This is a genomic window from Pseudomonas rossensis (assembly GCF_039888995.1).
In the GTDB taxonomy this organism is placed as follows: Bacteria; Pseudomonadota; Gammaproteobacteria; order Pseudomonadales; family Pseudomonadaceae; genus Aquipseudomonas; species Aquipseudomonas rossensis.
Genome location: NZ_JBBWCB010000099.1, coordinates 1 through 21,358 on the forward strand (window position 1 = coordinate 1; position 21,358 = coordinate 21,358).

The following is a 21,358-nucleotide window of genomic DNA, read 5'->3' on the forward strand; positions in this document are numbered from 1 at the left end:
GGCAACGAACGCCACGACACCGTCGAGCAAAACAGCTACAGCGAATTCAAGGCCGAAGAACACCACACCGTCTACGCCGACCGCAAAGTCGAAACCCGCGCCAACGACCACCTCACCGTCGGTGTGAACCAACACATCAAAATCGGCACCGGACAATTCATCGAAGCCGGCCAGGAAATACACCTGAGCAGCGGCATGAAAGTCGTGCTCGAAGCCGGCAGCGAACTGACCCTCAAGGGCGGTGGCAGCTTCATCAAGATCGACGGCAGCGGCGTCACCCTGAGCGGACCGGTGATCAACATGAACTCCGGCGGCAGCCCGGGGAATGGCACGGGTGCAGCGCCGTTGATGCCCGGCGTGCTGAAACAGGCCGACGCCGACACGGCTGGGCAAGTCCTGACACCGGCGCAGATCAACACGCTGAAGCGTAATGCGCCGTTCTGTGAAGAGTGTGAGAAATGCAAGGCAGGTGCTTGTGCGATCTGATCTTTTGACTCCACAGGAATGGCTTGCTGAACGCCCTTTGCAAACAGGCGAACGTCTCTATTTGATCGTCAGCGCCGCCAGCGATGCCGAAGCGTTGAAAAGCCTTTATCAATTGGAACCCACCACCCAGGTCACCCCGATCTGGGGCCGCACCCCCTACGCCGCCTGGCAACCGGTAATGCCCTACCTCACCGAGATCAAACCCAACTCGAACTTCCTGCCGTGGATCGCCGAAACCGATGCCCAGGACTGGGGTTGGCTGGCGGTGTCCACCAGCGCTCCGGACGTAGTGTTCGAACATCTTCGCAGTTTGACTCAGGTGTTCATGCCTGACGGGACGGAGGTGTTTTTTCGGTTCTGGGATGGACGACATATCTTTCCGATCCTTGAAGGGCTCGGTGCCGGGGCTGGTGAGGTTTTGCCGGTGTTCGATCGCTACCTCATCAATGGCCAGACACTGGATGTGGGAGCGAGGGGCGTGCCACCGGCGAAGAAGTGGCCGTGGTGGGAAGTGCCGCAGACGTTAGTCGACACCCTGACAGAGAAAGACCACACCACCGTCGTTGACAACTTGATGCAGTGGTTGGGAGAGGATTGCCCGGAACTGTTCTTCGCCTTCCCCGAAAGTAATTTGCGCCACAAGGTCGAGCGCTTCGTGCGCCAACAATCCAATACAGAAGATATGGCAGAGCGTCTTGCTGCTGAGCTGACAAAGGAAGTCACGTCATGATTGATCCCATCGGTAATTTGGTTATTCGAGTCCTCGACGCCAAGACCCCTGACGTGAATGTCATTCTCAAGGACTTCAATAATTGCCTGACTGACTACAAAACCTGGGCCGACAGTTTCTGGACTGGCTGGGCCATGGATGTGGATCAGAAGTTCAAGGTGGGCAACGAAGTCAGCGTTACTAAGCGCAAGACCAAGACAGGGCCGGTTGAAACCTTTGCCACCTGCCCGTTGATGGGTGATTTCACACTGATTCATATGTTTGAGAGCGCTCGGTACGTGCCCATCGGCAATACACCGGTCAAGCTCGAACCCGTCAAAAAGGCGATGTTCGGTGGATACGACGTGGTAGGCCCGGTGATTCCTGCGAATATCGGCCCGAGCGGCATTGAAGTCATCAAAGGCTGTAAACCGGGTCAGATGTACCGCATCACTTTTTTCCCCAACGTTTCTGAAAGCAACGTCAAGGCGCTGTACGACTCATACCAGGGTGTCATCGGCAACCTTGACGGTTGGTTGAAAAGCGAATGGTCAAGTAAGTTCCAGCCGCAGTGGGCGAGCTACTCGGCGGCAGATCGGGCGGGTCGCTCGCTCATATTGATGCAGTCTGCACTCGATAGTCTTGAGAAAGCGCTTCTGGGTCTGTGGGATGACATCAAAAGCCTGTTCGAACTATTAGCCAACCCCTATAAAAATGTGGAGAAACTTCTTCATTACTTGAGTGAAGAAGAAGTCAAAAAACTCTACTCAGCATCGAAAGAAGCCATTGCCACCGGACTGCTGATTCTCAGCGACGAACCGCTGATGTACATCTATCTCTCCGCCATTATCGCGTGGGTTGGCATGTTGCCGCCGCAAGTCTGTGTGGAAGTGATTACGGCCATCGGCGCTTCCTTTCTGATCAACGTGATACTAGGGATCTGTCTATCGGGCGGCCTCGGGTTGGCTATTCGTGTTGGCACGAAAACCTTGGCCAAGGTCAAATCCGGCACCGCTGTAAAAATGCTGCAAGAGTTTGCCGAAAGACTCCTGGCAACGAGCAAGGGGCATGCCTTGATGGCTCACGGTGAAACCGTGAAACCTCTGGTAGCCAGTGCGCAAGGAGTACCGATAAGTGCCGCTAAAAAGGCCGCGTTGAAAATCGAACAAGCAACCGCAGCCACTGCCAAAGGTCCGGTGCCGATCACCAGCGACACGCCTTCCTTGCTGGAAAAAAACGCCTCCGCATTTGCTCGAAAAAAAGCAGAAAAACAATTCGTCCTGGAGCCGAAGGAAAAGGTCAGCGATGCTCCGGCCCAGTCAAAAACGCCCGACGAAAAAAGCTCAACCTGCGCCAAGAAAACCTGCACCAACGGCTGTCCAGTATCGATGGTCACCGGCGAAGAGCTGCTGACGCTGACCGACGGTGAACTCGGCGGACTGCTACCTTTCGAGTGGACTCGCCTTTACCGTACCAGCGCTGCGGAAATGGATTGCGGCCTCGGCTACGGCTGGAGCCATGCACTTGCCCAGCGGGTAGACATCAAGGACGACGAGGTGGTCTGGACCGACCACGAAAATCGTATCACCACGTTCCCGTTACCGAGTGTGCAGCGTCCAGCGATCACCAACAGCCTATCGGAGGCAGCGATTTTCCTTGGTGATGATCCCTCAGAACTGATCCTCACCCAGGCCGGAGAACGTACCCAGTTCTACCACTTCCGCTACAACAGTAAGGGCGCAACGCTGATCGCCATCAGCGACAACTACGGCAATCGCCTGCACATTACCCGTGACATTCACGGGCGAATCAAGCGCGTAGATAACGGCGCCGGTCGTGCCCTTCTCGTGCGATACGACCGCAAGCACATCGTCGCCATCGACTACCAGCAGTTCATCCCGGCTGACAATCTGGAAGACGCCTGGAGCACCATCCAGACCCTGGTCACCTACAGTTACGACGCCCAGCACCGCCTGCTCGAAGCCAAAAACGCCGCCGGCGAAGCCGAGCGTTATGCCTACAACGACCAGAATGTCATTCTTGAGCGGCAACTCGCCGGTGGCGCCAGTTTCTACTGGGAATGGGAAAAAGAAGGTAAATCGGCGCGATGCATCCATCACTGGGCAAGCTTCTCGCAGATGGATGCGCATTACGCCTGGGATGACAAAGGCAGCGTCACGGTTACCAATGCTGACGGCAGCGAAGAGGTCTACACCCACGACGATAAGGCTCGACTGGTCGCCAAGGTTGATCCGGGTGGTGCCGAGCACCTGAAGGCCTACGACGACAAGGGTCGCTTGATCGCCGAGAAAGATCCACTCGGCGCCATTACCGAGTACCAATGCAACGAAGCAGGTCGACTGATCGCGGTTATCCCGCCGGAAGACGCACCGACCACTTACGAGTACTACAACGGTTTTGTTCGTGTCGTGAACCGTGGTCCAGCGACCTGGAAATACTGGCGCAACGACCAAGGCGATATCACCGAACAAATCGACCCGGAGGGTAATTCAACCCACTACAACTATGACCGCCAGGGCCGTCTTCTAGAAATCCGCCATCCGGACGGCAGTCGTCACCAACTGGGCTGGAACAATCTCGGTCAACTGCTCGAAGAACAGTTGCCCGATGGTGGCCAGCGCAAGTACCGCTACGACGCGTTGGGCCGGCAGATCACCCGTCAAGACGAAAGCGGCGCAATCACCCAATACCAATGGGATGCAGCCAACCGCCTCGCGCAAATCACGCTGCCCGGTGGCGCTACGCGCGCGTTCACTTACAACCCATACGGCCGTGTCACCGCCGAGCGTGATGAGCTGGGCCGAGTCACCCGCTACGAATATGCCGATAACCTGCACTTGGTCAGCCGCCGCATCAACCCGGATGGCAGCCAGCTGCGCTACCGCTACGACAACTCGCGCCTGCTGCTCAGTGAGATCGAAAACGAACGTGGCGAGCACTACCACCTCGATTACTACCCGAACGGCCTGATCGAGCAGGAAACCGGCTTCGACGGTCGACGGACCGCCTACGAGTACGACCTTAACGGTCAGTTACTAAAGAAAACCGAGTTCGGTGACGACGGTAGTGAACTGATTACCGAGTACCAGCGCGATGCCGCAGGCCGCCTGCTGGTGAAAACCTTGGCCGATGGCGAGGAAATTCACTACAGCTACGACGCGCTTGGCCGCCTCGTTAACGTTGACGACGGTAACTGGCCGCTGGCCTACGAATACGACCTGCAAGACCGCCTGATCACCGAGCACCAAGGTTGGGGAACCCTGCGTTACGAGTACAACACCGTAGGCCAACTGAAACACTGCCGCCTCCCGGACGGCAGCAAGCTTGATTATCGCCACCAACGAGGCGGTCAACTGAGCAGCATCGACCTCAACGGTTCACGCCTGACCACTCACCAGTTCAGCGCAGGTCGCGAACAGCAGCGTCAACAGGGTCTGTTGCACAGCCAATACCAATACGACGAACAAGGCCGCCTGCAAGCTCACAGCGTTAGCCAGCAGGATCGCAACCTGTTCCAGCGTCGCTACGCTTACGCTGCCAACGGCAACCTCGTCGACATCGATGACAGCCGAAAAGGCAATCGCAGCTACCACTACGACCCGCTCGACCGCTTGATCAACGTACGCGGCATTACCCCGGAAAGCTTTGCCCACGACCCGGCAGGTAACCTACTCGGTCAAGGCGACCAGACGACCGCGAACCTGGCAAACGTCAAAGGCAACCGCCTGCTGATGCAGGGCGATCGCCATTACGACTACGACGCCTTTGGCAATTTGAGCCGTGAACGCCGTGGAACCGGGCAAAAGCTTGTCACTGAATACCGTTACGACTGCCAGCATCGATTGGTGGGCGTCAGCCTCCCCGGCGGCGGCATCGCAAGCTACAAGTACGACGCCTTCGGCCGCCGTATCGCCAAAACCATCGATGGCCACACCACGGAATTCCTGTGGCAAGACGAACGCCTGATCGCCGAAAGCGCCGAGAACCGCTATCGCAGCTACATCTACGAACCAGGCTCCTTCCGTCCCTTGGCGATGCTAGACGGCGAAGGTCCCCTCAAAGCCGAGCCGTTCTACTATCAACTCGACCACCTTGGCACCCCGCAGGAGCTCACCGATTACAGCGGCGAGATCATGTGGTCGGCGAAATACCGTGCCTATGGCAACCTCGCCACCCTCGACGTTGCCGAAATCGACAACCCGCTACGCTTCCAGGGTCAATACTTTGATGCGGAAACGGGCTTACATTACAACCGGCATCGCTACTACAACCCGGGCACCGGACGGTATTTGACACCGGACCCGATTAAGCTCGCTGGGGGGTTGAACAACTATCAGTACGTGCCTAACCCTACGGGGTGGGTGGATCCGTTGGGCCTGGATACTTGTCCGGGTGGAGATGCGTGTAAGCCCCCAAACGCGATAGAAGATCCCGCAACAAATACGAAAGTAAATGAGGGTGAACCCGGCCTTCCTGTAGTAAGCGGAAGCTACAAAGAACTGACTGATGCGAAAGCAAAAGATGCGCACCACATCATCCAAGATGCTGCGGTACGCGACTTACCTGGGTATGATCGAAAAGCAGCGCCAGCAGTACAACTACCAGGCCCCTCTACGCAGAAAGGCACTCCTCATTACGAAGCAACACAAGCTCAACGCCGAGCTGGCGGAGGGAGTTATAAAGCCGAACGCAGAATTGCTTTCAGAGCATTGCGTAAAGCCGGAATTAAGAAAGATGATGCAAAGGCCTTGATCAGAAATGCTGACGAGCACTTCAAGGCTATTGATGTTAAGCCGGAGACTTCGACTCGCATACCAGGGAATAGACGAAAGTGAAAATTGATAAGAACCTCGAACTAGAAATAATTGATCTTATTGACGCGCTCGTTAATGGCGATTTTGATAAAATCTCCGCCAAAAACTGGTATGGCAGGCTCAACAAACATGATATTGAAACGAGACTCTCCGAGTACGGTAATACATTGGTATTACCTCCTGCGTCTTTCGTAGACAAGATAGATACTTATGAGTACAACGATGGCTCTGGCTTAGCTCTGGATGTACCACTGTGGACAGAGGAAGAAGGAATGAGTGACCTGACTCTTTCCCTTGAGTTGATATATGACGAAACAAAAGCGAAGCTTCAAATGACTGATCTGCGTGTTCTATGAAAACGCTGTAGTGCATTTTTTCTCGGTGGGGAGGTTTTCTAACCGCTATGTGTTGACGCTGATACGAATTTGATCCCGGTGGCTAATTTTGAATGTCCCATACGCAGCCTCTGAAATCCCGAGCAAGGCCATCGTTTGCTGAGTATTCGGGTGGGGCAATGAATTCCAGCGGCCTGGGTGCACCAACAATCCGACGCCTTAAAGCACCATGAGAGGGGAGCATGTTGGTACTGACGCGAATTTGACCCCGGGGTCAAAATCGCATCAGCGCCAACAGGTGCTACTCCCAAAACGACGCCAAGCATGGTCGGTAGACTCTCCATTTTCACCTCATATGTGTTAGATCGATTATTGCCCAAAGTCCACACTGTCATTTAGCGGCGAAGTTCAGCTATTGCTGGGCCTTCTCGCGTGTATACTACGGTTTAACTGTATATAAAACCATGCTGGTTAAATACCCATAGCCCGCTGATTAACATGAGAGTCGGTATATCTGAGTCTGCCGCCGTTTTCATTCCGGGAGCGCTCCATGATTTCCAGGCACGACACCCAAAAGGTAGACACCCCCGGCCTAAGCTCTAGGTCACAGTGAATCGCTCCTCAGCCGGTTCGCCTGCGTGCCCACGTTCCACGTGGAACCAACTATTATGTGAGGCGAGTAGGTTTTTCCCATTTATTTTGTGAGTCTCAGTCGGGGGGCTCACAAAAAAGATGAGTTTCTGCCAACGATTGCTGAGCCTCGCGGATCATCTATTTTGTGACCCTACACCAGCTAACCTGCCAAACGAAAAAGGCCAACGCTCAAGCGTTGGCCTTTTTTACTGTCTGAAAGGTGCGTCCGTTTACTCGGTCATTGCTGCCACGCTCTCCAACGAAGATTGAAACACCTGAACCGAAGACATAAAAAAACCGGCTATATCAGCCGGTTTTTTTACGTCCGAAAAAAACTTATGCACCTTTTTCGGTTTTTTATTGGTTTATAAAATATGTATATAAATCATAAGCCTACAAACTAAATCCGACGCATTTCAACAAAACGGTACACAGGTTATCCACAAAATCTCAGATAGCCATTTGATCGGTAGCCGTCGGGGCTTGCGGGGCGGCTGGCAGCGAACCCATTTCACGTTGCATCTGCTCGTTCCAGGCCTGGACCCGATCATTGAGCTCGGCAACCGCACGCGGCCCGCTACCCTCTGCATACATGGGCGCGCCGATGATCACGGTAATAACGCCCTGCTTCTTCGCCCAACCGGTTTTCGGCCAGAACTTGCCAGCATTGTGCGCAATCGGCAGGACTGGAAGCGCGGCGTTGACCGCCAACGCGGTGCCACCGCGTGAGAACTTGCCGATGGTGCCATACGGAACTCGCGTCCCTTCGGGGAAGATCAGCACCCAGACGCCATCCTTCAGCAGTTCATCGCCTTTCTTCGCCACATGCTTGAGCGCGGCTTTTGGATTGTCGCGGTCGATGGCGATCGGTCGCAGCATGGCCATGGCCCAGCCGAAGAACGGTACAAACAGCAATGAGCGCTTGAGTACCTGGCTCAACGGCTCGAAGTAAGCGGAGAGAAAGAAAGTTTCCCACGTGCTCTGGTGGTTCGACTGAATCACGCAGGGCTGGTCGGGCACGTTCTCGGCGCCCTTCACTTCGTAGCTGATACCCAGAAAGACTTTGCTCAACCACAACGCGCAGCGGCACCAGTACACATTGATGAAGCGATACCGCGCCTTGAACGGCAGAAAAGGCGCGATAAAAAAGCTCAGGCTGCACCAGAGCAAGGAACTGGTGCCCAGCAGCAGGTAAAAGAGGAAGGATCTGATGGCCTGCAGTATCGACATGGCGACATTTACCGTTGCGGGCACTGCCCGCCTATTTAAAGCGCACTTCCCTTTCATCCTTGGACAGGAATATCAGAAGCGCAGGACTTATTTAAGTGCAGTTGTGCACAAGTTCTGCGGCAATCGCCGCCAGATCGTCAAAAATCAAGGTGCCTACCGGTAGGGTCTTGCCCAAAGTCTTTTCGCCTTTCCCGGTCTTTACCAAAACTGGCTGAGAATCGACGGCTTTGGCGGCCTCCAGGTCACCAAGGGTATCGCCGACGAACCAAAGATTGGTCAGCGATACGTTGTAATGCGCGGCGATGGTTTTCAACATCCCGGGTTTTGGTTTGCGGCATTCGCAGCCATCGTCCGGCCCGTGCGGGCAATAGACGATCAGCCCGACTTCACCGCCCTGCTCCGCCACCCGCTCGCGCAAGCGCTCGTGCATGGCGTCCAGGGTGGCGATGTCGTAATAGCCGCGAGCGATGCCCGACTGGTTGGTAGCCACCGCTACCGTCCAGCCGGCCTTGCTCAACTGCGCGATGGCTTCGATCGAACCCGGGAGCGGAATCCACTCCTCCACCGACTTGATGTAAGCGTCGGAGTCGTAATTGATCACCCCGTCCCGATCGAGAATCAGCAGTTTCAAACAGTCTTACCCCAGCAACGAAATATCGGCGACGCCGAGGAACAGCCCACGCAGACGCGACAGCAACGCATAACGGTTGGCGCGGACCTTGGCATCTTCAGCGTTGACCATTACGGCTTCGAAGAACGCATCCACCGGCTCGCGCAAGGCAGCCAGACGTGCCAGCGATTCGCTGTACTGACGCGCCGCAGCCATCGGCTGGACAGCCTGGTCAGCCTGCTGGATCGCCGAGTACAGGGAGAACTCGTTGGCGTTGTCGAAGTACTTGGCTTCAACGACCGAAGGAACAGAGCCTTCAACCTTGCTCAGCAAGTTCGAAACGCGCTTGTTCACGGCGGCCAGGGCAGCGGCTTCCGGCAATTTGCGGAACGCCTCTACCGCTTGTACGCGCTGATCGAAGTCCAGCGCCGAACCCGGTTTCAGGGCACGCACCGACAGGTAAGTCCCGACATCCACGCCTTCGTCTTCGTAACGGGCACGCAGACGGTCGAAGACGAACTCCAGCACTGAATCGTTGAGGCCGGCAACCTTGACCTTGGTACCGAACGCGTTCACGGCAAACGCCACGGCGTCGTTCAGGTCGAGGTCGAGCTTCTTGTCGATCAAGATCCGCAACACACCCAGCGCAGCACGGCGCAAGGCATACGGGTCTTTGCTACCGGTTGGCAGCATGCCGATGCCGAAAATACCCACCAGTGTGTCGAGCTTGTCAGCGATGGCCACGGCCGCACCGGTCAGGGTGGTCGGCAGTTCCGCACCAGCACCGCGCGGCATGTACTGCTCGTTCAGCGCCAGAGCGACTTCTTCCGGCTCGCCGTCGTTGAGGGCGTAGTAGTAACCGGCGACACCTTGCATCTCCGGGAACTCACCGACCATCTCGGTCGCCAGGTCGCACTTGGACAGCAGGCCTGCACGGGAAGCCCATGCGGCGTTGCCGCCAATGCGTTGGGCGATGAACGCAGCGAGTTTGGAAACGCGCTCAGCCTTGTCGTAGACGCTGCCGAGTTTTTCCTGGAACACCACGTTCTGCAGACGCAGATTGAAATCTTCGAGTTTCTGCTTCTTGTCTTGCTTGAAGAAGAACTCGGCGTCGGTCAGGCGTGGACGAACCACTTTCTCGTTACCGGCGATGATCTGCTGTGGGTCTTTGCTTTCAATGTTGGCCACGGTGATGAAACGTGGCAGCAACTTGCCGTCGGCATCCAACAGGCAGAAGTACTTCTGGTTGTCCTGCATGGTGGTGATCAGGGCTTCTTGCGGCACGTCGAGGAAACGCTCTTCGAACGAGCACACCAGCGGCACCGGCCATTCAACCAGCGCGGTCACTTCGTCGAGCAGCGCTGGCGGAACGATTGCAGTACCTTCCTGCATCGTTGCCAGCTCTTCGACGCGTTTGCTGATCAGTTCGCGACGCTCATTGGCATCGGCCAATACATAAGCGGCACGCAGGTCGGTCAGGTAGTTGGCCGGCGAGGTGATGCGCACGCTTTCCGGGTGATGGAAGCGGTGACCACGGGAATCGCGACCAGCCTTCTGGGCGAGGATGGTGCAATCGATGACCTGGTCACCAAGCAGCATCACCAGCCACTGAGTCGGGCGAACGAATTCTTCCTTGCGAGCACCCCAGCGCATGCGCTTGGGAATCGGCAGGTCGTTCAGGGAGTCTTCGACGATCGTTGGCAGCAGGCTCGCGGTCGGTTTGCCGGCGATGCTTTGGCTGTAACGCAGTTTCGGGCCGCTTTGATCGATTTCGCTCAGGTCGACGCCGCACTTCTTGGCGAAGCCCAATGCCGCTTGAGTCGGGTTGCCTTCGGCATCGAACGCGGCCTGACGTGGCGGGCCATCGAGGTTGATGCTGCGATCCGGCTGCTGAGTCGCCAGATCGGTGATCAGCACAGCCAGACGACGTGGCGCGGCGTAGACGGTTTTGGTTTCGTAGTTCAGGCCAGCGGCTTGCAGGCCCTTGTCGATACCGGCCAGGAATGCGTCGGCCAGGGTGTTCAGGGCTTTGGGTGGCAGTTCTTCGGTGCCCAGTTCAACCAGAAAATCTTGAGCACTCATTGTGCAGCCTCCAGCTTAGCCAACACTTCGTCACGCAGGTCCGGGGTCGCCATCGGGAAGCCCAGCTTGGCGCGAGCCAGCAGGTAGGCTTGCGCAACGGAACGCGCCAGGGTGCGGACACGCAGAATGTATTGCTGACGCGCGGTCACCGAGATCGCCCGGCGCGCATCCAGCAGGTTGAAGGTGTGGGAGGCCTTCAACACCATTTCGTAGCTCGGCAACGGCAGCGGCTGGTCGAGTTCGATCAGGCGCTTGGCTTCGCTTTCGTAGAAATCGAACAGCTCGAACAGCTTCTCGACGTTGGCGTGTTCGAAGTTGTAGGTCGACTGCTCCACTTCGTTCTGGTGGAACACGTCGCCGTAGGTCACTTTGCCGAACGGACCGTCAGCCCAGACCAGGTCGTAGACCGAGTCCACACCCTGCAGGTACATGGCCAGGCGCTCAAGACCGTAAGTGATCTCGCCGGTCACCGGGTAGCACTCGATGCCACCCGCTTGCTGGAAGTACGTGAACTGCGTCACTTCCATGCCGTTGAGCCAGACTTCCCAGCCCAGACCCCAGGCGCCCAGTGTTGGCGATTCCCAGTTGTCTTCAACGAAGCGAATGTCGTGGACCAACGGGTCCAGGCCGACATGCTTGAGGGAGCCCAGGTACAGTTCCTGGAAGTTGTCCGGGTTCGGCTTCAGCACGACCTGGAACTGGTAGTAGTGCTGCAGACGGTTCGGGTTTTCGCCGTAGCGGCCGTCAGTCGGGCGACGACTGGGCTGCACATAAGCGGCGTTCCAGGTTTCCGGGCCAATGGCGCGCAGGAACGTGGCAGTGTGGAAAGTCCCGGCGCCTACTTCCATATCGTAGGGCTGAAGTACCACACAACCTTGCTCGGCCCAGTATTGCTGGAGGGCGAGGATCAAGTCTTGGAAGGTACGCACGGCTGGCGTAGGCTGGCTCACGAAATTCACCTGTTTCTTGGGCTGCGATTTAAAGAGCGGGAGTATACCCGATTCGGTCCTGCGCACGCCCCCTGGAGCCTTATGCCACGCTGCTTTTGGTGTTCCGAAGATCCGCTGTACATGGCTTATCACGATCAGGAGTGGGGCACGCCGCTACACGATGCGCAGGGATTGTTCGAGTTGCTTTTGCTCGAAGGGTTCCAGGCCGGCCTTTCCTGGATCACCGTGCTGCGTAAACGTGAACGTTATCGCGAGGTGCTGTTCGGCTTTGACGTACAGCGCGTGGCGCAAATGAGCGACGCGGAAATCGATGAATTAATGCTCGATCCGGGCATCATTCGCAATCGCCTCAAACTCAATGCGGCCCGGCGCAATGCCCAGGCCTGGCTGGCGCTGGAGGATCCGGTGGAATTTCTCTGGTCCTTCGTCGACGGCATGCCTGTGATCAACCATTTCAAGGACCGCAGCGAAGTGCCGGCCGTGACGCCGACCGCCGTGGAGATGAGCAAAGGCCTGAAAAAGGCTGGTTTTACCTTCGTCGGCCCAACCATTTGCTACGCGCTGATGCAGGCCTCGGGCATGGTCATGGACCACACTCAGGATTGCGATCGCTACGCGGCGCTGGCGAACGGCGGTTAGAATAGCCGCCTCGCGCACAGCACAAGATCAGGAGTGACCTGTGGATAAGTTGAAAGGCGCCTTGCTGGTAGGCGCTCTGCGGCTGTTTGCCCTGCTCCCGTGGCGGGCAGTGCAGGCAGTGGGCTCGGCCATCGGCTGGGTGATGTGGAAAACCCCCAACCGTTCCCGCGATGTGGTGCGGATCAATCTCGCCAAGTGCTTCCCCGACATGGACGCGGCTGAACGGGAGCGACTGGTAGGCCAGAGCCTTAAAGACATCGGCAAGTCCCTGACCGAAAGTGCCTGCGCCTGGATCTGGCCGGCCCAGCGCTCCATCGACCTGGTGCGTGAAGTCGAAGGTCTCGACGTATTAAAGGACGCCCTCGCCTCCGGCAAAGGGGTCGTCGGTATCACCAGCCACTTGGGCAACTGGGAAGTGTTGAACCACTTCTATTGCAACCAGTGCAAACCGATCATTTTTTATCGCCCGCCAAAGTTGAAGGCTGTGGATGATTTGCTGCGCAAGCAGCGGGTGCAACTGGGTAACCGGGTTGCCGCTTCCACCAAGGAAGGCATCCTCAGCGTCATCAAGGAAGTGCGCAAAGGTGGTGCGGTGGGCATTCCCGCTGACCCGGAACCGTCCGAATCCGCCGGGATTTTCGTGCCGTTCTTCGCCACTCAGGCCCTGACCAGCAAATTCGTACCGAACATGCTCGCGGGCGGCAAAGCGGTCGGCGTGTTCCTGCATGCCCTGCGGTTGCCGGACGGTTCGGGTTACAAAGTGATCCTGGAAGCCGCGCCAGAGGCCATGTACAGCACCGATACCGAAACGTCCTGCGCAGCCATGAGCCAGGTGGTCGAGCGCTATGTGCGGGCGTATCCGAGCCAGTACATGTGGAGCATGAAGCGCTTCAAGAAGCGGCCACCCGGCGAAGAACGCTGGTACTGATAAGGCTGGCACGATCTGTGGATAACCCGTAGGAGCTGCCGCAGGCTGCGATCTTTTGATCTTGCGCTTCAGGTTATCCACAACCCGTTCACCCAAGGACGCAAAAGATGTCCGAACAGCGCAAATCGTTTCGCATCAAGATCATTCACGAAAGCTTCGGCGAATGCTTCGGTCAGACCCGTAACCTTTCGACCACGGGCGTCTACGTCAAGCATCCGGCCTTGTCGGCGCTGCCCAAGGGCGCGGTGGTTTACGGTCAGGTGCAGGACTTACCCACAGGCGCGCCACGGGTGCGCATGGAAGTGGTGTTGGTGGATGCCGAGGGCATTGGCCTGCGATACCTCTGATCAGTGAGCCTGACGCTCAAGCTTCTTCAGAAACACGGTCATTTCCTTTTCGGCCTGCTTGTCGCCATGGGCGCGAGCGGCCTCCAGGCCCTGTTCCCACGCCTGACGTGCGGATGCGAAATCCTTCAGCCCCAGATGGGCCTTGCCCAATAGCTTCCAGGCCGCTGAATACTTCGGATCAAATTCGACGCAACGCTGGAAATGCTCGGCGGCCTTGGCGTTTTCCCCAAGATCCAGATAACCCTTGCCCAGCCCGAAGCGCAGCAACGAGTTATCCACACCCTTGGCGAGCATTTTTTCCAGGGATTCGATCATGGTGGATTCCTTTGAAGCGAAGATCAAAAGATCGCAGCCTTCGGCAGCTCCTACAGAGATCGGCGTAGGAGCTGCCGAAGGCTGCGATCTTGGCGATTTATGCCACAGCACGTATTCCGGATCAGAAGAAGCTGAGTCCCACATGGAACAGCTTTTCCACATCCCGAATATGCTTTTTATCCACAAGGAACAGAATCACATGATCGCCGGCCGCGATCACCGTGTCGTCGTGGGCAATGATCACCTCTTCGTCGCGGATGATTGCGCCGATGGTGGTGCCCGGCGGCAGGCCAATGTTCTCAATGGACTTGCCGATGACCTTACTCGACTTCTCATCACCGTGGGCAATCGCCTCGATGGCCTCCGCCGCGCCCCGGCGCAATGAGTGCACGCTGACGATATCGCCGCGACGCACGTGGGCCAGCAAGGTGCCGATGGTCGCCAATTGCGGGCTGATCGCGATGTCGATGTCGCCGCCCTGAATCAAGTCGACGTAGGCCGGGTTGTTGATGATCGTCATCACCTTCTTCGCACCCAGGCGCTTGGCCAGCAGCGACGACATGATGTTGGCTTCGTCGTCGTTGGTCAGGGCCAGGAAAAGGTCGGCGTCGGCGATGTTCTCTTCCAGCAGCAGATCCCGATCCGAAGCGCTGCCCTGCAGTACCACGGTGCTGTCGAGGGTGTCCGAAAGATGACGGCAGCGCGCCGGGTTCATCTCGATGATCTTCACTTGGTAACGGCTTTCGATGGCCTCGGCGAGACGCTCACCGATCTGCCCGCCGCCAGCGATGACGATGCGTTTGTAGCTCTCATCGAGGCGGCGCATTTCGCTCATCACGGCGCGAATATTCGCCTTGGCGGCGATGAAAAAGACTTCGTCATCTGCCTCGATCACTGTATCGCCCTGCGGCAGGATCGGCCGATCACGACGGAAAATCGCCGCGACGCGGGTTTCGACATTCGGCATGTGTTCACGCAACTGACGCAGTTGCTGACCCACCAGCGGGCCGCCGTAGTACGCCTTGACCGCCACCAATTGGGCTTTGCCTTCGGCGAAGTCGATCACCTGCAAGGCGCCCGGATGCTGGATCAGGCGTTTGATGTAATTGGTGACCACTTGTTCCGGGCTGATCAGCACGTCCACCGGAATCGCTTCGTTGTCGAACAACTCGGAGCGAGTCAGGTACGCGGCTTCGCGAACCCGGGCGATTTTGGTCGGCGTGTGGAACAGGGTGTGGGCAACCTGGCAGGCCACCATGTTGGTTTCATCGCTGTTGGTCACCGCCACCAGCATGTCGGCGTCGTCCGCGCCGGCCTGGCGCAGCACCGTCGGCAGTGAGCCGCGCCCCTGCACGGTGCGGATGTCCAGCCGATCGCCAAGGTCGCGCAGGCGTTCGCCGTTGGTGTCGACCACAGTGATGTCATTGGCCTCGCTGGCCAAGTGTTCTGCCAGCGAACCGCCGACCTGCCCTGCGCCGAGGATGATGATTTTCATCCAGTCACTCCCTTAAAACCCATTAACCGCGCGCGGCGGCGATCTTGATCAGCTTGGCGTAGTAGAACCCGTCGTGGCCGCCGTCCTGGGCCAGCAATTGGCGACCGTGAGGTTGCTTGATGCCGGCTTGAGTCGCGAGGTCCAGTTCACGGGCGCCCGGCGTGCGAGCGAGGAAGGCTTCGATGACTTCGGTGTTTTCGGTTGGCAGCGTGGAGCAGGTTGCGTAAAGCAGGATGCCGCCGACCTCCAAAGTTATCCACATGGCGTCGAGTAGCTCACCTTGCAGCACCGCTAGAGCAGCGATGTCGTCCGGTTGGCGGGTCAGCTTGATGTCGGGATGACGACGAATCACACCGGTGGCCGAGCATGGCGCGTCCAGCAGAATGCGCTGGAACGGCTTGCCGTCCCACCAGGTGGTGGTGTCGCGGCCGTCGGCGGCGATCAGTTCGGCGCTCAGGCCCAGGCGTGCGAGGTTTTCCCGCACTCGCACCAAACGCTTGGCTTCCAGGTCCACCGCTACCACGCCGGCGAGTGCCGGCTCGGCTTCAAGGATGTGGCAGGTCTTGCCGCCCGGTGCGCAGCAGGCGTCCAGCACCCGTTGACCCGGTGCCAGGTCGAGCAGATCGGCGGCCAGTTGCGCGGCTTCGTCCTGCACGCTGATCCAGCCTTCGGCGAAACCCGGCAAGCTGCGCACGTCGGCAGCGGCTTCGAGAATGATGCCGTCCTGACTGTAAACACACGGCGTGGCGGCGATGCCGGCGTCGGTCAGCAACCCGAGATAAGCATCACGGCTGTGATGACGACGGTTGACCCGCAGGATCATCGGCGGATGCGCGTTGTTCGCCGCACAAATGGCTTCCCACTGCTCAGGCCAGAAAGCCTTCAGGGATTTTTGCAGCCAGCGTGGGTGGGCAGTGCGCACCACAGGATCGTGTTCCAGCTCGGCCAGCAGTGCTTCGCTTTCACGCTGGGCGCGGCGCAGCACGGCGTTGAGCAAGGCCTTGGCCCAGGGCTTTTTCAGCTTGTCGGCGCAACCCACGGTTTCACCGATGGCGGCATGGGCCGGAACCCGGGTGTAGAGCAATTGGTAGAGACCGACCAGCAATAGCGCTTCGACATCGGCGTCGGCTGCCTTGAACGGCTTCTGCAGCAACTTGGCCGCCAGCGCCGACAAACGCGGCTGCCAGCGAGCGGTGCCGAACGCCAGGTCCTGAGTGAAGCCGCGGTCACGGTCTTCGACCTTGTCCATCTGTGTCGGCAGGGAACTGTTGAGTGAGGCTTTTCCGTTAAGAACAGCGGCGAGTGCCTTGGCGGCGGCCAGACGTGGATTCATTGAGCGTCCGCCGCTTGACCGAGGACGGTGCCGACGGCGAATTTCTCACGACGGCTGTTGAACAAGTCGCTGAAGTTCAGCGCCTTGCCGCCGGGCAATTGCAGACGAGTCAGACACAGGGCTTGCTCACCGCAGGCGACGATCAAACCATCCTTGCTGGCGCTGAGGATTTCACCGGGAACACCCTGCCCTTCAGCGAGGCTGGCGGCCAGCACCTTCAATGCTTCGCCATTCAGCGTGCTGTGGCAGATCGGCCATGGATTGAAGGCGCGGACCAGACGTTCCAGCTCAACCGCCGGGCGGCTCCAGTCAATGCGCGCTTCATCTTTGTTCAATTTGTGAGCATAAGTGGCGAGGCTGTCGTCCTGCACTTCGCCTTCCAAAGTGCCCGCAGCGAGGCCGGCAATCGCCTGAATCACGGCTGGCGGGCCCATTTCGGCCAGACGGTCGTGGAGGCTGCCGCCGGTGTCTTCACCGGTTATCGGCGTGGTGACTTTCAGCAGCATCGGTCCGGTGTCGAGGCCCAGTTCCATGTGCATGACGGTCACACCGCTTTCGCTGTCGCCCGCTTCGACGGCGCGCTGGATCGGCGCCGCACCGCGCCAGCGTGGCAGCAAGGAGGCGTGGCTGTTGATGCAGCCCAAACGCGGAATATCCAGCACCACTTGCGGCAGGATCAGGCCGTAGGCGACCACCACCAGCAAGTCCGGCTTGAGCGCGGCCAGTTCAGCCTGAGCGTCTTCGTTGCGCAGCGTCGGCGGTTGCAACACAGGAATGTTGTTTACCAGAGCCAACTGCTTGACCGGACTTGGCATCAACTTTTGCCCGCGACCCGCCGGACGGTCCGGTTGGGTGTAGACGGCGACGATCTCGTAAGGGCTGTCGAGCAGGGCCCTGAGGTGTTCGGCGGCGAATTCCGGGGTGCCGGCAAAGACGATGCGCAGTGGCTCAGTCATTCAAAAGGTCTCGCAAAAGAAAAAGGCTTGCCGCAGCAAGCCTTTGAAAGGAGGGCATCAAGCGTTCTGGCGATGGAGCTTTTCCAGTTTCTTCTTGATTCGGTCGCGTTTGAGATTGGACAGGTAGTCGACGAACAATTTGCCGTTCAGGTGGTCGCATTCATGCTGGATGCACACGGCGAGCAGGCCTTCGGCGATCAGTTCGTAAGGCTGGCCGTCGCGGTCCAGGGCCTTGATTTTGACCTTCTGTGGGCGATCGACGTTTTCGTAGAAGCCCGGCACCGAGAGGCAGCCTTCCTGATATTGCTCCATCTCGTCGGTCAGGGTTTCGAACTCGGGGTTGATGAACACCCGTGGTTCGCTGCGGTCTTCGGAGAGGTCCATCACGACGATACGTTTGTGCACGTTGACCTGGGTCGCGGCGAGGCCGATGCCTGGCGCTTCATACATTGTTTCAAACATGTCATCGACCAACTGACGCACTTCGTCGTCCACTACGGCCACAGGTTTGGCGATAGTGCGCAGGCGCGAATCGGGGAATTCGAGGATGTCTAAAATGGCCATAAGCTTAATTGCTGCACGTTTGAGGTAATGTCGGGTCGATGGCCTGGCGGGTCCGAAGATGCAGGCTACCGTTGTAAAACGTAGCTTCCTTCTCTTTTTGGTAAAGAGTCGGAAGCGAGCCACGAGGGCTCTGGCGTTCTACGCGAATGCACATAATAAAGGGATTCACCGCATGAGGAAATCACTACTCGCCTTGCTCCTTCTGGCCTCGGCCGGTTTGGCGCACGGGCAAGTGCAACTCAGGGAAGGTTTTCCACAGCAATACACCGTGGTATCGGGTGACACACTGTGGGACATATCGGGGAAATTCCTTCGTGAACCGTGGAAATGGCCGGAACTCTGGCAGGCCAATCCACAGATCGAAAACCCCAATCTCATCTACCCCGGCGACTCGCTGTCGCTGGTCTACGTCAACGGGCAGCCACGCCTGACCCTCAACCGTGGCGCTTCCCGGGGCACCATCAAGCTGTCGCCACGCATCCGCAGCAGCCCGGTCGCCGATGCGATCCCGAGCATTCCGCTGCAATCGATCAACAGCTTTCTGCTGAGCAACCGCATCGTCGACAAGGTCGAGGACTTCGACAAGGCGCCTTATATCGTCGCCGGCGATGCCGAACGCGTGCTCAGTGGCACCGGTGACCGAATCTTTGCTCGCGGCCACTTCGACCCGGCCCAGCCGGTTTACGGCATCTTCCGTCAGGGCAAGGTCTACACCGATCCGGTCAGTAAAGAATTTTTGGGGATCAATGCCGACGACATCGGCAGCGGCGAGATTGTGGCCACCGAAGGCGACGTCGCCACCCTGGCACTGCAACGCACCACTCAGGAAGTCCGCCTCGGCGACCGCTTGTTCAGCGGTGAAGAGCGCTCCATCAACTCGACCTTCATGCCCAGTGCGCCAAAAACCGAGATCAACGGGTTGATCATCGACGTGCCGCGCGGGGTTACCCAAATTGGCGCGCTGGATGTGGTCACGCTGAACAAAGGCCAGCGCGATGGCTTGGCCGAAGGCAACGTGTTGGTGGTGATGAAAACCGGCGAAACCGTGCGTGACCGGATCACCGGTCAGCCATTGAAAATCCCGGATGAACGCGCCGGTTTGCTGATGGTTTTCCGCACCTACGACAAGCTCAGCTACGGGCTGGTGCTCAACGCATCACGCTCCTTGGCGGTGCTGGACAAGGTGCGAAATCCTTAACAGGCTCCACAAGTTACCAACAGAGTTATCCACAGCTTATTCCCGTTTGAACGGGGCTCATAACGATCAAGGATGATCCATGTCGCTGTCTGCTTTTGCACCGGTTTCCCCTGCGGAACTGGAAGCTCGTTTACGTTTGCATCGCCTGCCGGAACTCGGTCCTGCGCGTTTCAAGAAATTGCTTGAGGCCTTCGGTTCGGCGTCCAAAGCTATCAGCGCACCGGCCAGTGCCTGGCGTTCGCTGGGTTTGCCCCTCGCTTGCGTAGAGGCCAGGCGCTCCAGTGAAATCCGTGATGGCGCGAGCCATGCATTGGCCTGGCTAGAGCGTCCGGGCCAGCATTTACTGATGTGGGACCAATCTGACTACCCGGCACTGCTGGCGGAAATCAGTGATGCGCCGCCGCTGTTATTCGTGGCGGGCGATCCCGGCATTCTGGAAAAACCGCAGTTGGCGATGGTCGGCAGCCGTCGCGCTTCGCGGCCGGGCATGGACACCGCCGCCGCCTTTTCCCGCAGTCTGGCCGGCGCCGGTTTTGTCATTACCAGCGGTTTGGCGCTGGGCATTGATGCCGCCGCCCATCAAGCCGCTTTGGACGTGGGCGGGCGAACGGTCGGTGTACTTGGCACGGGACTTGAAAAGTTTTATCCACAGCGTAATCGACGACTGGCAGACGCGATGATCGCCTCGGGCAGCGCAGTGCTTTCGGAGTTCCCGCTGGACACCGGGCCGACCGCCAGTAACTTCCCCCGGCGCAATCGGATCATCAGCGGTTTATCCCTGGGCGTGCTGGTGGTTGAGGCGAGCGTCGCCAGCGGTTCGTTGATCACCGCGAGGCTGGCGGCGGAACAAGGGCGCGAGGTGTATGCGATTCCCGGGTCGATTCATCATCCGGGCGCAAAAGGTTGTCATCAACTGATCCGCGACGGCGCAGTGCTGGTGGAAACCATCGAGCATATCCTCGAAGCGTTGCGCGGCTGGCAGCAGTTGCCGTTATCCACAGCGACACCATCGGTGACACATCCGTTGCTCATGCTGCTGCATGCCGCGCCCCACACCAGTGAAGCGTTGTCCGTCACCCGCGGTTGGGCCTTGCCCAAAGTGCTGGCAGCGCTGACGGAACTGGAAATGGACGGCCGTGCGGTCTGCGAAAGCGGGCGCTGGTTTGCGCGGGTGAGCTAGGTTTTATAAGGAAGATCGGTAAACTGCGCAGAGCCTTATTCCGGAGTGTTTTTTCATGGTCAACAGTTGGCGTGTGCAACAAGCCGCACGAGCCATTCGCGCAGGCGCGGTGATTGCCTACCCAACCGAAGCGGTCTGGGGCCTGGGTTGCGACCCGTGGGACGAAGAGGCGGTCTATCGTCTGCTGGCGATCAAGGGTCGGTCGGTGGAAAAAGGGTTGATTCTGGTGGCCGACAACATTCGCCAGTTCGACTTCCTCTTCGAAGACTTTCCTGAATTGTGGATGGATCGCATGGCCAGCACCTGGCCAGGGCCGAACACCTGGCTGGTGCCGCATCAGAATATGTTGCCGCAGTGGATTACCGGCGTGCATGAAACGGTGGCGCTGCGGGTCAGCGATCACCCGTTGGTGCGAGATTTGTGCGCGGTGGTCGGGCCGTTGGTTTCAACGTCGGCCAACCCGCAGGGCCAACCGGCGGCGCGGACGCGGATTCGCGTCGAGCAGTATTTCCGTGGGCAGGTGGATTACGTGT

Annotated in this window: 19 protein-coding genes; 10 read left to right on the forward strand and 9 right to left on the reverse strand. The window is 58.3% G+C overall.

The features are described 5' to 3' along the window. From WLY71_RS22105 to WLY71_RS22120, 4 genes are all read left to right on the forward strand, one after another. Window positions 1-486: bacteriophage T4 gp5 trimerization domain-containing protein (locus tag WLY71_RS22105; RefSeq protein ID WP_425589950.1), on the forward strand; the 486-nt coding region annotated here is incomplete at its 5' end. Next, window positions 476-1,216 carry a DUF4123 domain-containing protein gene (locus WLY71_RS22110; RefSeq protein ID WP_347805230.1) on the forward strand — a complete coding sequence of 247 codons (741 nt, stop codon included), beginning with the start codon at window positions 476-478 and terminating at the stop codon, window positions 1,214-1,216. The genes WLY71_RS22105 and WLY71_RS22110, both read left to right, overlap by 11 nt. Beyond that, on the forward strand, window positions 1,213-6,051 hold the full coding sequence (locus WLY71_RS22115; RefSeq protein ID WP_347805231.1) for an RHS repeat-associated core domain-containing protein: 4,839 nt from the start codon (window positions 1,213-1,215) through the stop codon (window positions 6,049-6,051). The genes WLY71_RS22110 and WLY71_RS22115 overlap by 4 nt, the downstream gene beginning before the upstream one ends. After that, on the forward strand, window positions 6,048-6,386 hold the full coding sequence (locus WLY71_RS22120) for a DUF7668 domain-containing protein (protein ID WP_347805232.1): 339 nt from the start codon (window positions 6,048-6,050) through the stop codon (window positions 6,384-6,386). The genes WLY71_RS22115 and WLY71_RS22120 overlap by 4 nt, the downstream gene beginning before the upstream one ends. A 1,062-nt stretch (window positions 6,387-7,448) precedes the next feature. Here the strand turns inward: WLY71_RS22120 and WLY71_RS22125 are convergent. The 4 genes from WLY71_RS22125 to glyQ form a co-directional block, all read right to left on the reverse strand. Beyond that, entirely contained in the window at window positions 7,449-8,228 is a 780-nt protein-coding gene (locus tag WLY71_RS22125) for a lysophospholipid acyltransferase family protein (protein ID WP_347805233.1), read from the reverse strand. A gap of 91 nt (window positions 8,229-8,319) precedes the next feature. After that, on the reverse strand, window positions 8,320-8,859 hold the full coding sequence (gene gmhB / locus WLY71_RS22130; protein WP_347805234.1) for a D-glycero-beta-D-manno-heptose 1,7-bisphosphate 7-phosphatase: 540 nt from the start codon (window positions 8,857-8,859) through the stop codon (window positions 8,320-8,322). Between the two features lie 6 nt (window positions 8,860-8,865). Further along, window positions 8,866-10,920, reverse strand: a complete 2,055-nt coding sequence (gene glyS, locus WLY71_RS22135) for a glycine--tRNA ligase subunit beta (protein ID WP_347805235.1) — start codon at window positions 10,918-10,920, stop codon at window positions 8,866-8,868. After that, entirely contained in the window at window positions 10,917-11,870 is a 954-nt protein-coding gene (glyQ, locus tag WLY71_RS22140) for a glycine--tRNA ligase subunit alpha (protein WP_003213601.1), read from the reverse strand. The genes glyS and glyQ overlap by 4 nt, the downstream gene beginning before the upstream one ends. An 81-nt stretch (window positions 11,871-11,951) precedes the next feature. Between glyQ and tag the strand changes: the two genes are divergently transcribed. From tag to WLY71_RS22155, 3 genes are all read left to right on the forward strand, one after another. Beyond that, a complete protein-coding gene (gene tag / locus WLY71_RS22145; RefSeq protein WP_347805236.1) occupies window positions 11,952-12,509 on the forward strand; it encodes a DNA-3-methyladenine glycosylase I in 558 nt (185 codons plus the stop codon). A gap of 40 nt (window positions 12,510-12,549) precedes the next feature. Further along, complete coding sequence (locus tag WLY71_RS22150) at window positions 12,550-13,437, forward strand: lysophospholipid acyltransferase (RefSeq protein ID WP_347805237.1); 888 nt, start codon at window positions 12,550-12,552, stop codon at window positions 13,435-13,437. 107 nt (window positions 13,438-13,544) lie between these two features. Then, entirely contained in the window at window positions 13,545-13,784 is a 240-nt protein-coding gene (locus WLY71_RS22155) for a PilZ domain-containing protein (protein WP_347805238.1), read from the forward strand. Here the strand turns inward: WLY71_RS22155 and WLY71_RS22160 are convergent, their stop codons facing one another. From WLY71_RS22160 to def, 5 genes are all read right to left on the reverse strand, one after another. Next, on the reverse strand, window positions 13,785-14,099 hold the full coding sequence (locus tag WLY71_RS22160) for a tetratricopeptide repeat protein (RefSeq protein WP_056738491.1): 315 nt from the start codon (window positions 14,097-14,099) through the stop codon (window positions 13,785-13,787). It lies immediately after the preceding gene. Between the two features lie 121 nt (window positions 14,100-14,220). Then, entirely contained in the window at window positions 14,221-15,594 is a 1,374-nt protein-coding gene (gene trkA / locus WLY71_RS22165) for a Trk system potassium transporter TrkA (protein ID WP_347805239.1), read from the reverse strand. Between the two features lie 22 nt (window positions 15,595-15,616). After that, entirely contained in the window at window positions 15,617-16,927 is a 1,311-nt protein-coding gene (rsmB, locus tag WLY71_RS22170; protein ID WP_347805240.1) for a 16S rRNA (cytosine(967)-C(5))-methyltransferase RsmB, read from the reverse strand. Further along, window positions 16,924-17,883 carry a methionyl-tRNA formyltransferase gene (gene fmt / locus WLY71_RS22175; protein WP_347805241.1) on the reverse strand — a complete coding sequence of 320 codons (960 nt, stop codon included), beginning with the start codon at window positions 17,881-17,883 and terminating at the stop codon, window positions 16,924-16,926. The genes rsmB and fmt overlap by 4 nt, the downstream gene beginning before the upstream one ends. 57 nt (window positions 17,884-17,940) lie before the next feature. Then, on the reverse strand, window positions 17,941-18,447 hold the full coding sequence (gene def, locus WLY71_RS22180; protein WP_046056612.1) for a peptide deformylase: 507 nt from the start codon (window positions 18,445-18,447) through the stop codon (window positions 17,941-17,943). Window positions 18,448-18,619: 172 nt separating this feature from the next. On the opposite strand from def, the gene WLY71_RS22185 reads away from it, so the two are divergent. The 3 genes from WLY71_RS22185 to WLY71_RS22195 all read left to right on the forward strand — a co-directional run. Further along, a complete protein-coding gene (locus WLY71_RS22185; protein WP_347805242.1) occupies window positions 18,620-19,645 on the forward strand; it encodes a LysM peptidoglycan-binding domain-containing protein in 1,026 nt (341 codons plus the stop codon). 79 nt (window positions 19,646-19,724) lie between these two features. Then, a complete protein-coding gene (gene dprA / locus WLY71_RS22190; protein WP_347805243.1) occupies window positions 19,725-20,825 on the forward strand; it encodes a DNA-processing protein DprA in 1,101 nt (366 codons plus the stop codon). Between the two features lie 55 nt (window positions 20,826-20,880). Next, window positions 20,881-21,358, forward strand: a 478-nt coding sequence (locus WLY71_RS22195) for an L-threonylcarbamoyladenylate synthase (RefSeq protein WP_347805244.1), incomplete at its 3' end; no start/stop codon positions are given.

Bases quoted from the DNA above. Each gene is read 5' to 3' on its own strand.
- WLY71_RS22115 (WP_347805231.1), top strand. From the start codon at position 1,213: ATGATTGATCCCATCGGTAATTTGGTTATTCGAGTCCTCGACGCCAAG.
- WLY71_RS22125 (WP_347805233.1), bottom strand. From the start codon at position 8,228: ATGTCGATACTGCAGGCCATCAGATCCTTCCTCTTTTACCTGCTGCTG.
- glyS (WP_347805235.1), bottom strand. From the start codon at position 10,920: ATGAGTGCTCAAGATTTTCTGGTTGAACTGGGCACCGAAGAACTGCCA.
- tag (WP_347805236.1), top strand. From the start codon at position 11,952: ATGCCACGCTGCTTTTGGTGTTCCGAAGATCCGCTGTACATGGCTTAT.
- WLY71_RS22155 (WP_347805238.1), top strand. From the start codon at position 13,545: ATGTCCGAACAGCGCAAATCGTTTCGCATCAAGATCATTCACGAAAGC.
- WLY71_RS22160 (WP_056738491.1), bottom strand. From the start codon at position 14,099: ATGATCGAATCCCTGGAAAAAATGCTCGCCAAGGGTGTGGATAACTCG.
- trkA (WP_347805239.1), bottom strand. From the start codon at position 15,594: ATGAAAATCATCATCCTCGGCGCAGGGCAGGTCGGCGGTTCGCTGGCA.
- rsmB (WP_347805240.1), bottom strand. From the start codon at position 16,927: ATGAATCCACGTCTGGCCGCCGCCAAGGCACTCGCCGCTGTTCTTAAC.
- fmt (WP_347805241.1), bottom strand. From the start codon at position 17,883: ATGACTGAGCCACTGCGCATCGTCTTTGCCGGCACCCCGGAATTCGCC.
- def (WP_046056612.1), bottom strand. From the start codon at position 18,447: ATGGCCATTTTAGACATCCTCGAATTCCCCGATTCGCGCCTGCGCACT.
- WLY71_RS22185 (WP_347805242.1), top strand. From the start codon at position 18,620: ATGAGGAAATCACTACTCGCCTTGCTCCTTCTGGCCTCGGCCGGTTTG.
- dprA (WP_347805243.1), top strand. From the start codon at position 19,725: ATGTCGCTGTCTGCTTTTGCACCGGTTTCCCCTGCGGAACTGGAAGCT.